Annotated in this window: 13 protein-coding genes; 8 read left to right on the top strand and 5 right to left on the bottom strand. The window is 75.6% G+C overall.

Annotated features, from left to right (window positions below; all coding sequences use genetic code 11):
* Positions 1 to 412: 412 nt before the first annotated feature.
* Positions 413 to 649 (top strand): hypothetical protein, encoded by a 237-nt coding sequence (locus tag OG618_RS08010; RefSeq protein WP_329486589.1) that lies wholly within the window; start codon positions 413 to 415, stop codon positions 647 to 649.
* Positions 650 to 730: 81 nt separating this feature from the next.
* Positions 731 to 2,146, top strand: coding sequence for a diaminopimelate decarboxylase (lysA, locus tag OG618_RS08005; RefSeq protein ID WP_329486587.1), 1,416 nt, complete (start codon positions 731 to 733; stop codon positions 2,144 to 2,146).
* 32 nt (positions 2,147 to 2,178) lie between these two features.
* Here the strand turns inward: lysA and OG618_RS08000 are convergent, their stop codons facing one another.
* From OG618_RS08000 to OG618_RS07990, 3 genes are all read right to left on the bottom strand, one after another.
* A complete protein-coding gene (locus OG618_RS08000; protein WP_329486586.1) occupies positions 2,179 to 3,822 on the bottom strand; it encodes an amidohydrolase in 1,644 nt (547 codons plus the stop codon).
* Complete coding sequence (locus tag OG618_RS07995) at positions 3,819 to 5,333, bottom strand: APC family permease (RefSeq protein ID WP_329486585.1); 1,515 nt, start codon at positions 5,331 to 5,333, stop codon at positions 3,819 to 3,821. The genes OG618_RS08000 and OG618_RS07995 overlap by 4 nt, the downstream gene beginning before the upstream one ends.
* Positions 5,334 to 5,460: 127 nt before the next feature.
* Positions 5,461 to 6,393, bottom strand: a complete 933-nt coding sequence (locus tag OG618_RS07990) for an Lrp/AsnC family transcriptional regulator (protein WP_329486584.1) — start codon at positions 6,391 to 6,393, stop codon at positions 5,461 to 5,463.
* 135 nt (positions 6,394 to 6,528) lie between these two features.
* Here OG618_RS07990 and OG618_RS07985 point away from each other — a divergent pair, with 135 nt between their 5' ends.
* Both OG618_RS07985 and OG618_RS07980 read left to right on the top strand, forming a co-directional pair.
* Complete coding sequence (locus OG618_RS07985) at positions 6,529 to 6,741, top strand: hypothetical protein (RefSeq protein WP_329486583.1); 213 nt, start codon at positions 6,529 to 6,531, stop codon at positions 6,739 to 6,741.
* Positions 6,738 to 7,205, top strand: a complete 468-nt coding sequence (locus OG618_RS07980) for an SsgA family sporulation/cell division regulator (protein WP_329486581.1) — start codon at positions 6,738 to 6,740, stop codon at positions 7,203 to 7,205. Before OG618_RS07985 ends, OG618_RS07980 begins: the two co-directional genes overlap by 4 nt.
* Positions 7,206 to 7,377: 172 nt before the next feature.
* On the opposite strand, the gene OG618_RS07975 is transcribed toward OG618_RS07980, so the two are convergent.
* Complete coding sequence (locus OG618_RS07975; RefSeq protein ID WP_329486580.1) at positions 7,378 to 7,791, bottom strand: DUF5997 family protein; 414 nt, start codon at positions 7,789 to 7,791, stop codon at positions 7,378 to 7,380.
* 57 nt (positions 7,792 to 7,848) lie between these two features.
* Here OG618_RS07975 and OG618_RS07970 point away from each other — a divergent pair, with 57 nt between their 5' ends.
* Complete coding sequence (locus tag OG618_RS07970) at positions 7,849 to 8,655, top strand: LysR substrate-binding domain-containing protein (protein ID WP_329486579.1); 807 nt, start codon at positions 7,849 to 7,851, stop codon at positions 8,653 to 8,655.
* A 117-nt stretch (positions 8,656 to 8,772) separates the two neighbouring features.
* Here OG618_RS07970 and OG618_RS07965 read toward each other — a convergent pair whose 3' ends face one another.
* Complete coding sequence (locus OG618_RS07965; RefSeq protein ID WP_329486578.1) at positions 8,773 to 9,126, bottom strand: VOC family protein; 354 nt, start codon at positions 9,124 to 9,126, stop codon at positions 8,773 to 8,775.
* A gap of 180 nt (positions 9,127 to 9,306) precedes the next feature.
* Between OG618_RS07965 and OG618_RS07960 the strand changes: the two genes are divergently transcribed.
* The 3 genes from OG618_RS07960 (at position 9,307) to OG618_RS07950 (ending at position 12,860) form a co-directional block, all read left to right on the top strand.
* The gene (locus tag OG618_RS07960; protein ID WP_329486577.1) at positions 9,307 to 9,582 is read left to right on the top strand and encodes a heavy-metal-associated domain-containing protein; all 276 of its coding nucleotides are present in this window, start codon (positions 9,307 to 9,309) and stop codon (positions 9,580 to 9,582) included.
* 117 nt (positions 9,583 to 9,699) lie between these two features.
* Positions 9,700 to 11,970: a heavy metal translocating P-type ATPase gene (locus OG618_RS07955; RefSeq protein ID WP_329486576.1), complete on the top strand. Its 2,271-nt coding sequence runs from the start codon at positions 9,700 to 9,702 to the stop codon at positions 11,968 to 11,970.
* Positions 11,971 to 12,125: 155 nt separating this feature from the next.
* Positions 12,126 to 12,860 (top strand): Mut7-C RNAse domain-containing protein, encoded by a 735-nt coding sequence (locus tag OG618_RS07950; RefSeq protein WP_329486575.1) that lies wholly within the window; start codon positions 12,126 to 12,128, stop codon positions 12,858 to 12,860.
* Positions 12,861 to 13,057 lie beyond the last annotated feature (197 nt).

The raw sequence follows: 13,057 nt of genomic DNA, 5'->3' as shown, positions 1-13,057 counted from the left end.
GGGCATCAGGAAGCCTTCGGCGGGTGGGGCGGGGCGCCTCCGGCCGGACCGGCTTTGCATACCCCGTATGTATATCGCACCTGCCGAGCAAAAGTATATGCAGGTTGCCGACATATCTTGTCCGCTGGACGGTCACGATTCTGTCCGGGCCCGGTCCGACCGCCGGCGGGGCGTCCGCGACCGCCCCGCCGGCCGGGCGGGACGGCTCCCGCCGACGGGGGAGCGAGGCGGCAGGAGGAGGCAGCAGGAGCAGGCACCGTTCGGGCCGGCGGTCGTCAAGGTGCCGTCAAGGAAGGCCTGTTGTGCGTACGCCCCGCGTCAAGGCCGGCCCCGGTCGGGGCGGACGGGGCTCCACTGGAGCTGCGGGCCCGCACCCCGGCGGCCCGCCGGTACTTCGGAAGGAACGTCCACCATGAGCGACACCCAGGTCCTCTTCGGCCACCCCGGCGCCACCGCGGGCACCGCCGTGCGGCGCCCGCTCGCCGTCGTCGAACGCGACGCCGTGCCGCCGCGTCGCCGCGGTCCCGCCCCGGTGCCCGACGTCCTGGCCGGGGCGGACGAGGAGGGCGACGAGCCGTCCGGGGCGGCCGTCCGGCAGTGGCGCGGCCGGGCGGCGCACTGCCGGATCGCCCTGCAGTACCTCGACTGACGCCGCCCGCGCCGGGCGGGACACCGCCGGCGCCCCGCCCGCCCCGCCCCCGCCCCGCCCCCGCCCGCAGGAGCCGCCGCCATGACCGTCCTTCCCGCCCCCGCTCCCGCCCCCGTCCCCGCTCCCGCCCCCGCCCCCCTCCCCGCTCCCGTCCCCGCGCCGGAGGCGGCGGCGCCCGTGCCGGCGGGGGCCGCCGAGCCGCTCGGCGGCCCGTGGCCGGCCTCGGCGCACGCCGCCCCCGGTGGGGACCTGCTGGTCGGCGGGGTCGGCCTGGCCGAGGCCGCCGACCGGTTCGGCACCCCGCTGTACGTCCTGGACGAGGACGAGGTGCGGGCCCGCGCCCGCGCCTACCGGCAGGCCCTGCCGCACGCCGACGTGCTCTACGCGGCCAAGGCCTTCCTGTGCGGCGCGATGGCCGACTGGGTCGGCGAGGAGGGCCTAGGCCTGGACGTCTGCTCCTCCGGGGAGCTCTCGCTGGCCGCCGCGGCCGGGTTCCCGGCGCAGCGGATCCTGCTGCACGGCAACGCCAAGACGCCGGAGGAGCTCCGGCTCGCCCGGCGGCTGAGGGTCGGCCGGATCGTCATCGACGGACCGGGGGAGATCGCCCGGCTGGCGGCCCTGGTGGCCGCGGACACCCCGCAGCGGGTGCTGGTCCGAGTGGTTCCGGGCATCGCCGCCGGCCACCACGAGGCGGTGCGCACGGGCGTCGGCGGCCAGAAGTTCGGCCTCCCGATCGAGGGCGGGGACGCGGCCGACGCGATCGCCCGGGTGCTGGCCCAGCCCGGCCTCGACCTGGTCGGCCTGCACTGCCACCTGGGCTCCCAGATCACCGGGGTCGAGCCCTACCTCGCCGCCGTGGACACGGTGGTGGCCTTCCTGGCGGAGCTGCGCGAGCGGCACGGCGTCGAGCTGCCCGAACTGGACCTCGGCGGCGGCCACGGCATCCGCTACCTGCCGGGGGACGACGCCTTCGACCTCGCCGACTTCGCCGCCCGGGTGCCGCGCCGGCTCGCCGAGCGCTGCGCCGGGGCCGGGCTCGCGGTGCCGCGCCTGGTGATCGAGCCCGGCCGGGCCGTCGCCGGGCCGGCCGGGGTGGCGCTCTACCGGGTGCTGTCGGTCAAGCACGGCGCGGACGGCCGGGTCTTCGCCGCCGTCGACGGCGGCATGAGCGACAACCCGCGGCCCGCTCTCTACGGCTCCCCGTACACCGCGCGGCTGGTCGGCCGGCGCTCCGACGCCCCGGCGGCCCGCGTGGACGTGGTCGGGCGGCACTGCGAGGCCGGCGACGTGCTGGTGCGGGGCGCCGGCCTGCCGGCCGACCTGCGGGCGGGGGACCTGCTGGCCGTCCCGGCGGCCGGCGCCTACCAGTTCTCGATGGCCTCCGGCTACAACCTGGTCGGGCGCCCGGCCGTCGCCGCCGTCCGGGACGGCCGGGCCCGCCTGCTGATCCGCCGTGAGACGGTCGAGGACTTCCGGGCCCGTGAGGTCGGCCGCTGACCGGCGCCGCCCGGGGCGGGTGCGAACTCCCCCTAGGCCCGGTGCACGACCTCCCCGCCGACGACGCTCAGCTCGACGCGCGCCTCCGGGATCGCCTTCGGGTCGACGGCGAACAGGTCCTCGGAGAGCAGGACGAGGTCGGCGAGCTTGCCGGGGGTGAGCGAGCCGAGGCGGTCGTCCAGGAAGTTGGCGTAGGCACTGCCGAGGGTGTAGCCACGCAGCGCGGTGGCCAGCGAGACGGTCTCGCCCTCCATCCACGGCTCCCCGCCGGCCAGGCCCCGGCGGGTGACGGCGGTGTAGAGGCCGACCAGCGGGTCCATCTCGGCGACGTTCCAGTCGCTGGAGAAGGCGAGCGTCGCCCCGGCCTCCTGGAGGCTGCGCATCGGCCAGGCCTTGGACCAGCGGCCCTCGCCCACCGCCTCGGCCCAGTCCTTGCCGGGGCCGGCGATGTCGGGGGAGCAGTGCCGGGGCTGCATGCAGGCGACCACGCCCAGCTCGGCGAAGCGGGAGACGTCGGCCGGGTCGAGGCACTCGACGTGGACCACCTGGTGGCGGGCGTCGCGCGGCCCGTTGACCCGGCGGGCGTGCTCGACGGCGTCCAGCACGGTACGGATTCCGCGGTCCCCGGTCGCGTGCACGAAGGCCTGGAAGCCGGCCGCGTCGAGCGAGGTCAGGAGCTCGGCGAACTCCTCGGCGGGGTAGAAGGTCTCGCCCCGGTGGCTGTGGTGGCCCGCGTAGGGCTCCAGCAGCGCGGCGGTGTGCGGCTCGACCACGTCGTCGATGTACAGCTTCAGCGGGCCGACCCGGAAGCGGTCGCCGGTGTGGCGGCGGGCGGCCGCCGCGAACTCGGCGAGCTCCGCCGCGGTGGTGCCGCGCGGGTGGAACAGCGCGGCGACCAGGCGCGAGCGCAGCCGGCCCTCGGCGATGGCCCGCTCGAAGAGGGCGAGGTCGTCGAGCGAGTTCTGCGGTTCGACGACGGTGGTGATGCCGTAGCGGGCGGCCATGTCGAGGCTGGCGGCGAGCCGCCCGTACTGCCGCTCGGGGTCGGCCCACGGCACCCCGGCGGCGCGCAGCGCGCGGTGCCCGTCGCGGGAGAGGCCGCGCACCGCGAAGTCGGTGAGGAACCCGGTGGGCTCGCCGGTCGCCGGGTCCTTCCGGACGGTGCCGAAGGCGAGTTCCCGGGTCTCGGCGGTGATGCCCAGGCGGCGCAGCGCGGCGGTGTTCAGCCAGGCGGTGTGCACGTCGTAGCTGAGGACCAGGGCCGGGTGGTCGCCGGTGTAGGGGTCGAGGTCGGCCGCTGTGGGCATCCGGCCGCCGGGGACGGCGGTGTAGTCGAAGGCCTCGGCCTCGATCCAGTCGGCGCCGGGGTTCCGCTCCAGCCACCGGCCGATCCGGCGGCCGATCTCGGGCAGGTCGGTGGCGCCGGCGAGTTGGACGCAGGCGGCGTCGGAGCCGAGCCGGACGTGGTTGTGGCTGTCGACGAAGCCGGGCACCAGCAGGCGCCCCCGGCCGTCGACGACCTCGGTGCCGGGCCCGGCCAGGGCCCGCCAGTCGTCGCCGTCGCCGACGTGGACGATCCGGCCGTCGCGGACGGCGACCGCCTCGGCGCGCGGCCGGCGGTCGTCCACGGTGTGGACGTGGGCGTTGTGGACGATCAGGTCGGCGGGGCGGTTCACGAGAACTCCGGAGCGGTGGCGGGAGCGGAAGCGGGGGTGCGGTCGGTGGCCGAGTGGCCGGCGGCGACGCCGCGCGGGGCCTCGGCCTGGTCGGCCGGGAGGCTGAGCACCCAGTGGGTCGCGCTGCGCGGGCGCAGGTAGAGGAACCAGTAGAGGACCCCGACGAGCAGCACGGCGAGGGTGATCAGCAGGTCCCGGCCGGCCTGTTGGGTGAGCGCGTAGCCGAGCACCACGGTGGTGAGCACGGGCGCCACGGGCCAGAGCGGCATCCGCCAGGCGGGCGCGCCCCGGTGCCGGCCGCGCCGGGCGAGCAGCGCGGCGACGCCGAGCAGCAGGTAGATGACGGCGACCACGACCCCGGTGAAGCCGAGCAGCGCGTCGATCGGCACGGTCAGGGCGAGCACGGCGCCGGGCGCGCCGATCGCGAGGGTGGCGACCCACGGCGAGCCCCAGCGCGGGTGCAGGGTGCCGAGTGCCCGGTTGACCGGGTCGGGCCAGGTGCGGTCGCGGGCGGAGGCGTACAGCACCCGGCCGTTCTGGATCACCATGACGATGACGGCGTTGAGGATCGCGGCGGCGATGCAGAGGCTGACGAAGGTGCCCACCGTGCTGCCGGCCCAGGAGTCGACGATGGCGACCAGGTCACCGGCGGCCAACTGGTCGGGCGACGCGACCCCGAGGCAGATCGCCACCACCGGGACGGTGATCACCACGACCCCGGCCAGCAGCGACCAGAGCACCGTGCGGGCGACCGTGCGGCGCGGGTCGCGCAGGTCCTCCGAGAGGTAGACGGCGGTGCCGAAGCCGTTGTACGTGAACATCGCCACGGCCAGCCCGGACACCAGCAGTCCGAGGGTGAACGGTCCGGTGCCGCCCTGCCCGTCCGGGACGACGGCGTGCACCAGTGAGGAGACCGGCTGGTGGACGTGGGTGAAGCCGAGCACCGCGACGATGCCGGCGGCGAGCACTTCGAGTCCGAGGAAGATGCCGGTGATCAGCGCGTTGGACTTGATGTCCAGCACGCCGACCGCGACGGCCAGCGCCATCACGGCGGCGCCGGCGACCGCCGGGTCCAGCGAGAGCACCGAGCCGAGGTAGTCGGCGGTGCCGAGCGCGATGATCGGCGGGATGACCAGCAGCGAGACGATCGAGATCATGAAGACCAGCCAGCCGGCCAGTCGCCCGAGCACCTGGCCGACGATCGAGTACTCGCCGCCGGCGCTGGGCACCAGGGTGCCGAGTTCGGCGTAGCAGAGGCCGACGCCCAGCGAGAGCACGGCGGCGATCAGCAGGCTGATCACGGCGCCGCTGCCCTGCGACATCAGCAGCGGGGGCACCACGATGAAGAGCGACGAGGCCGGGGTGACGCAGGACAGGGTGAGCAGGACCCCGCCGAAGACGCCCAGGGAGCGGGGGAGCGCCTCGACCGCGGGCCGGGGGCCGTCGGCGGGCTGCGGGGGACCGGCGGGCCGGGGGCCGTCGGCGGTCTGTGGGGGAGGGGAAGAGGCCATCGGGGGACCGGACTCTCTCACGGGGAAGGTGTCCGACCATTGAAAGGGCGGTGAAAAGAAAGCGTCAAGGGCTCACGACTGTCATTTCGCCTAGAGAATCGGCCCCATTCTGCGAATCATTTGCCGATCATCGTTCAGGGCTGTCGAGTGCCGGTCCGATGGGCAGATCGTAGGTGTAGGACTCCTTGACGATGTCGAGGTGCACCCAGGACTCCGAGCGCGTCACGCCGGGCAGTCCGCGGAGCGCCTCCAGACCGTGCAGCAGGGCCGGGCGGTCCGGGGCGTCCAGCCCGCAGACGAGGTCGAAGCGGCCGTAGCCCGAGGCCACGTAGTTGACGCCGGGCAGCGCGGCGGCGGCCTCCGCGACCTCGCGTGCCGGTCCGAGCACCCCGAGCCCCACCCCGGCGGCCTCCCGGACGCCGAGCGCCCGCGACTCCACCAGGCCGGTGACGTGCACCGCGCCGACCTCCAGCAGGCGCAGCACCCGGGCCCGGGTGGCCGGCTGGGAGAGGCCGATCCGGTCCGCCAGCGCCGCGAAGCTGGCCCGCCCGTCGGCCTGGAGGAGTCCGAGCAGCCGCCGGTCGGTCCCGTCCAGGGCGGGCAGCGCGCCGGTCCGGAGGTCCGGCCCGGACGGCGCGTACGCGTCCCGGACCAGCTCGGTGCAGCGGAACACCTCGACGCCGCGTACCCCGGGCACCGCCCGCAGTGCGGCGAACTCGCGCTCCAGCGCCGCGTCGTCGGCCACCCGGAGCTCGGCGATCACGCTCCGCCGCCCGGCGGTGCAGGAGACGAAGCTGGCCGCCCGCCGGCCGGCGGCCGCCACGGCCACCGGCCGGGCCGGGCCGGCCACGTCCAGGGAGGCGTGGGCGACGGTGGTGATCCCGGCGACGGCGGGCGGCACGATGCCGACGATCCGCACCTCGCCCCGGGTCAGCAGCCGCTGCACCCGGGCCCGCGCGGCCTCCCGGGAGATCTCCAGCAGTTCGGCGAGCCGCTGGTAGCTGACGCGGCCGTCGCGCTGGAGCTCCCGTACGAGGGCGGCGTCCGTGGTGTCGAGCACGTGGGGCTCCCGGGGGCGGCGGGGTGGCTGGTCCCGGCAATCTATCCGGCCGCGGCGGGGCCGGGCCGGACGGGTCCGCGCGACTGCGCCGGGGGGCGGAGGGTTACCGCAGGTGGGGCCCGTCGTTGTCCAGGCATGAGAAACGACCTCCAGGCCTTCGCCCTCGCAGGCGAAGAAACGATTCCTCATGAGCAGGCACCGATCTTCACGCACCTCGTCGCCCTCTGGATCGGCTACGGGCGGACGGTGCCCGGCCACGTCGACCAGGAGTGGCACCGGCTGGTCCAGCCACCCCGGTTCGTCCCGCCGGCCCTCGGTGCCACCGGTTCCGCCGGAGAACCGGAATGACCGGCCGGGAGACGCCGCACGTCCCCCCGCAGCGCTCCGGCGCGGAGGCGACGGCCCTGGACCTCGACCTGCGGGCGGTCGTCTGTCCGGGCCTCACCGTCTGCGTGAAGGCCCGCCTTCGCTACGACGTGGCCGAGCCGTACGCGGTCTACCTGGACAGTCACGTCGACCGGGCGGAGCCGATCACCTGGATGTTCGCGCGCGAGCTGCTGGCGGCGGGGACCACGCGGGAGGCGGGCATCGGCGACGTGGCGGTCCGCCCGGGCACCGGCGAGGACGCCGGCACCGTGCTGGTCGCGCTCGGCGGGGACGAGGGCAGTGTCGTGCTCCGGGCCCGGGCCGCCGAGGTCAGGGTCTTCCTCGGGCGCACCGACCGCCTGGTCCCGCCCGGCCGGGAGCACGAGTACCTCGACCTGGACGGGCTGGTGCGCCGGCTGCTCGACCACGGCAGGCCGGGGCCGTGACCGGGGGCGGCGGAAGGTGCCCGGCTGCCCGCGCGGGCGGGGCGGTGGACCGGAGGGGCGGCCGGGAGCGGTCGGCCGCGGCGGGCCGTCGGCGCGGAGCCGTCGGCGCGCGGGCGGTGCGCAGGGAGCGACCGGGCGGCGGAAGGCGAGGAGGCCGCCGCCCCGGGCGGGGTCAGCGGGTCTTGGCGGGCGGCGTCGCGGCGGCCTGCTGCTCGTTCTTCTCCTTGATCCGCACGGCCTCCTTGCGGACGTCGGCCTGGATGGTGCGCTCGCGCTCCAGCCAGGCCGGGTTCTCGGTCTTCAGGGCCTCGATCTGCTCGGTGGTGAGCGCCTCGGTGACGCCGCCGCGGGCCAGGCCCGAGACGGAGACGCCGAGCTTGGCCGCGACGACCGGGCGGGGGTGCGGGCCGTTGCGCCGCAGCTCCTGGAGCCACGCGGGCGGGTCGGCCTGCAGGGTGTTGAGCTCCTCGCGGGAGACCACGCCCTCCTGGAACTCGGCGGGGGCGGCGTTGAGGTAGATGCCCAGCTTCTTGGCGGCCGTGGCCGGCTTCATGGTCTGGGTCGTCTTCGACTTGAGCGATGTCATGGTCACTAGGGTAAGCGAGTGAGTGGCGGCCCCGATCACGGTCGGTAGCCTTGCAGCGTGACAGAGATGCAGGCGAACCCCTCGTTCCGACTGGTGTACGTTCCGGGCGTGACGCCCGGTAAGTGGGTGCGCGTCTGGGAGGAGCGGCTGCCCGACGTCCCGCTCACCCTGGTCGCGGTACCGGTGGAGGAGGGCGCGGCGACGCTGCTGGCCGACGCCGCCGACGCGGGGCTGGTCCGGCTCCCGGTGGACCGGGACCGCCTCAGCGCGATCCCGCTCTACACCGAGGCCACGGTCGTCGTGTTCCCGAAGGACCACTGGCTGGCGGCGGCCGACGAGGTGCCCCTCGCGGACCTCGCCGAGGAAGTGGTCTTCCACCCGCTGGACGACACCCTGGGCTGGGCGGAGCTGCCCGGCCGCCCGGCGATCGAGCGCCCGGCCACCACCGCGGACGCGATCGAACTGGTGGCGGCGGGGGTCGGCGTCCTGCTCGTCCCGCAGTCGCTCGCCCGCTTCCACCACCGCCGGGACCTCACCTTCCGGACGGTGTCGGACGCCCCCCAGTCGCAGGTCGCCCTGGCCTGGCAGCTGGACCGGACCACCGACCTGATCGAGGAGTTCATCGGGATCGTCCGCGGCCGGACGGTCAACAGCTCGCGCGGCCGGGGCCAGACGCCCCCCGCGGCCGAGCAGCCGAAGAAGGCCGCCGCCGGTGGCGGCCGCCCGCGCGCCGGCTCCGGCAAGCCCGCGGCCGCGGGCCGCTCCGGCGGCGGGAAGTCCGGCGGCGGCCGCCCCGCCGCGGGGAAGTCGGGCTCCGGCAAGGCCGGCGCCCCCCGCCGCGGCCGCCCCCGCCGCTCCTCCTGACCCGCCCGCCGGCCCCCGCCACGATGGACCGGGGGCCGGCGGCGGTGGGGCCGGGACGAACCCCGGCCGGGCCCGTGACACCTCCGGCCGGCGGTCACCGCCCGCGCGGCGGTGCCGTCAGCCGGGCTGCCACAGTTCGATGCGGTTGCCCTCGGGGTCGGTGACCCAGCCGAACCGGCCGACGCCCGCCATGTCCTGGGTCTCCTCGGCCACGTCCGCGCCCTTGGCGCGGAGTTGCGCGAGCATCGCCGCCAGGTCGCGGACGCGGAAGTTGAGCATCGTCCGCTGCGCGGGGGAGCCGAAGTAGTCGGTTCCGGACTCGAAGGCCGCGAACACCGTCGGCCCGGCTTCCTGCTGCCACAGGCCGTGCTCGTCGGCGTCGAGACCGAGGCAATCGCGGTACCAGGCGCCCAGCGCCACCGGGTCGGTGGCCCGCATGAAGTACCCGCCCACTCCCAGCACACGTTCCATGCCGCCATCCTGCCAGGCCCGTCGATCCGGCGAGTGGCGCGGCGGGGCGGACCGGTGCGCTCCAAGGGTTGCGCTTGATACCCCCTGGGGGTATGAATGGAGCCATGCCCGAGCGATACCCCTAGGGGGTATCGAACCACGGGCATCACGACAGGCTCGTCGACCGCTCCGGAGGAAACCATGTCCTGCTGCTCCACCACCGGCACCTGCTCCACCGGCGCCACGACCGTCGCCACCATCGGCGCCGTGACCACGGTCTACGCGGTCACCGGCCTGACCTGCGGCCACTGCGAGCAGGCCGTCGGCCGGGCGGTGACGGGCCTGCCGGGCGTCACCGCCGTCGACGTGGACGTCGAGGCCGGCCTGGTCACCGTCGTGTCCGAGGCCGAGCCGGACGACGAGGCGCTGCGCGAGGCGATCGACGGCGCGGGCTACGCGCTGGCCGGCCGGGTCTGACCGGCCCCGTACCCCCGAGGGGTATGAAAGGGGGCGGGTCCCGAGGGCCCGCCCCCGCAGCACCCGCAAGACGGTCGCGCCGAGGGCGCCACCGACGACGCACCACGAGGAGCCCAGATGACCACTCAGGCACCCGCCTCCACGGAGGTGGACCTCCGGATCGGCGGCATGACCTGCGCGTCCTGCGCGGCCCGGATCGAGAAGAAGCTCAACCGGATGGAGGGGGTCGAGGCCACGGTCAACTACGCGACCGGGAAGGCGCGGGCGGTCGTGGCCGACGGCGTCCGGATCGCGGACCTGGTCGCCACCGTCGAGGCCACCGGCTACACCGCGGCCCTCCCGGACCCCGACACCGCGCGGGCGCCGTCCGCGCGGTCGGCGGGGGCCGGTGCGCAGGGGGCGGAGGCCGGTGCCGGACCGGACGAACTCGCCCCACTGCGGCAGCGGTTGGCCACCGCGCTCGCCCTGGCGGTGCCGGTGATCGCGATGGCCATGGTGCCGGCCCTGCAGTTCGACAACTGGCAGTGGCTCTCGCTCACCCTCGCGGCGCCGGTCGTCACCTACGCGGCCTGGCCCTTCCACCGGGCCGCCTGGACCAACCTGAAGCACGGCGCCGCGACCATGGACACCCTGGTCTCGCTCGGCACGCTGGCCGCCTTCGGCTGGTCGCTCTGGGCCCTGTTCCTCGGGCACGCGGGGATGCCGGGCATGCGGCACGCCTTCGAGTTCAGCCTCGCCCGCGGTGACGGCTCGGCCGACATCTACCTGGAGGCGGCGGCCGGCATCGTCGCGTTCGTGCTGGCCGGCCGCTACTTCGAGGCGCGCGCCAAGCGGACCGCCGGCGCCGCGCTGACGGCGCTGCTGGAGCTCGGCGCCAAGGACGTCACCGTGCTGCGCGGCGGCGTCGAGGTCCGCCTCCCGATCGCCGAACTCGCCCCCGGGATGCGGTTCGTGGTGCGTCCGGGGGAGAAGATCGCGACGGACGGCACCGTCGTCGAGGGCTCCTCCGCGGTGGACGCCTCGATGCTCACCGGCGAGTCCGTCCCGGTCGAGGTCACCGTCGGCGACACCGTCACCGGCGCCACCCTCAACGCCGGCGGCCGCCTCGTCGTCGAAGCCACCCACGTCGGCGCCGACACCCAACTCGCCCGCATCGCCACACTCGTCGAAGACGCCCAGAACGGCAAAGCCGCCGCCCAACGCCTCGCCGACCGCATCTCCGCCGTCTTCGTCCCCACCGTCATCCTGCTCGCCCTCACCACCCTCACCACCTGGCTCCTCACCACCGACAACCCCACCCAGGCCTTCACCGCCGCCGTCGCCGTCCTGATCATCGCCTGCCCCTGCGCCCTCGGCCTCGCCACCCCCACCGCCCTCATGGTCGGCACCGGACGCGGCGCCCAACTCGGCATCCTCATCAAAGGCCCCGAAGTCCTCGAAACCACCCGCCGCGTCGACACCGTCGTCCTCGACAAGACCGGCACCGTCACCACCGGCCGCATGACCCTCCTCGCCGTCCACACCACCCACGACACCACCGAAACCGACGTCCTACGCCTGGCCGGCGCCCTCGAACACGCCTCCGAACACCCCATCGCCACCGCCATCACCACCGCCGCCACCCAACGCCTCGGCACCCTCCCCCCCGTCCACGACTTCCACAACCTCCCCGGCCTCGGCGTCCACGGCACCGTCGAAGGCCACCACGTCACCGCCGGCCGCCACACCCACCCCGACCACCACCCCCTGCCCCCCACCCTCGCCGCCGCCCGAACCGCCGCCGAGACCGCCGGACGCACCACCGTCACCATCACCTGGGACAACACCCCCCGCGCCGTCCTCGAAATCGCCGACGCCGTCAAACCCACCAGCGCCCACGCCATCACCCGACTACGCGCCCTCGGCCTACGCCCCATCCTCCTCACCGGCGACAACACCACCGCCGCCCACACCGTCGCCGCCGAGATCGGCATCGACCCCACCGACGTCATCGCCGAAGTCCTCCCCCAGGACAAGGCCGACACCATCCGCGCCCTCCAACACCAGGGCCACACCGTCGCCATGATCGGCGACGGCGTCAACGACGCCGCCGCCCTCGCCACCGCCGACCTCGGCCTCGCCCTCGGCACCGGCACCGACGCCGCCATCCAGGCCGCCGACCTCACCCTCGTCAGCGGCGACCTCACCGCCGCCCCCGACGCCATCCGCCTCGCCCGCACCACCCTCACCACCATCAAGGGCAACCTCGCCTGGGCCTTCGGCTACAACCTCGCCGCCCTCCCCCTCGCCGCCACCGGCCTCCTGAACCCCATGATCGCCGGCGCCACCATGGCCTTCTCCTCCGTCTTCGTGGTGGGCAACAGCCTCCGGCTCCGGACCTTCCGCTGACGCCCGCCCGCACCGCCCGGCCGCTCCCCACCCCCCGACGGGTGGGGAGCGGCCGGGCATCTTCGGGAGCGGGCCGGGGCCGGCGGCGCGGCGGCCCCGCCGCGGCCGTCGAAAAGTGCTGGCCGCCACCGCCCGCCCGCTGGCATGCTGGCGGGGTGGAGAGACCGGAGATCTGGCTGAGCTTCGCCCCCGACCTGCACGTCTTCCTCCCCGCCGGGCGGCGGGCGGAGCGGTCCGCGCTGCGGACCGACGGGGCCGCGACGCTCGGACACGTGGTGGAGTCACTCGGCGTCCCGCTCACCGAGGTCGGCGAACTGCTCGTGGACGGGCGGCCGGTGGCCGCCGCGCACATCCCCGGGGCCGGCGAGCAGGTCTCGGTGCGGGCCGTCCGGAGGCCGCAGGCATCGGCCGAGCCGCCCCGGTTCCTGCTCGACGTCCACCTCGGGACGCTCGCGCGCCGGCTGCGGCTGCTGGGCGTCGACGCCGCCTACGAGAACCCGGACATCGGCGACGCCGCGCTGGCGGCCCGCTCGGCCGCCGAACAGCGTGTGATGCTCTCGCGCGACCGCGGCCTGCTGCGCCGCCGCGAACTCTGGGCGGGCGCCTACGTCTACAGCCACCGGCCCGCCGACCAGCTGCGGGACGTGCTCTCGCGCTTCGCGCCCCCGCTCGCCCCCTGGAGCAGGTGCACCACCTGCAACGGGACGCTGCGCACCGTCGCCAAGACCTCGGTGCAGGACCAGCTCCGGGACGGCACCGAGCGGTCGTACGACGCGTTCGCGCAGTGCACCGACTGCGGGCAGGCCTACTGGCGGGGCGCCCACCACGCGACGCTCGACGCCATCGTGGCCGACGCCGTCCGCGAGTTCGGCCCCCCGGTCGTCGCCTGAGCGCCCCGGCCGCCTGAGCCCCTGGCCGAGGAGGTGCCGGGCGTTCGGCGCGGACTCCAGGCCGCGCACCAGGGCGAGGCCGATCTCGGCGGCCTCGGCCGGCCCCACCCGCGCGGACCGGCCCGGACCGGCGGGCGCGGCGGCGTCGGCGGCCAGCCCGGCCTCGGCGAACGACTCGGTGAACAGCCTGGTGAGCA

This window comes from Kitasatospora sp. NBC_01246, assembly GCF_036226505.1.
Classification (GTDB): domain Bacteria; phylum Actinomycetota; class Actinomycetes; order Streptomycetales; family Streptomycetaceae; genus Kitasatospora.
The sequence above is the reverse complement of the archived record's forward strand: the minus strand, read 5'-3'. Positions and strand labels throughout refer to the sequence as shown.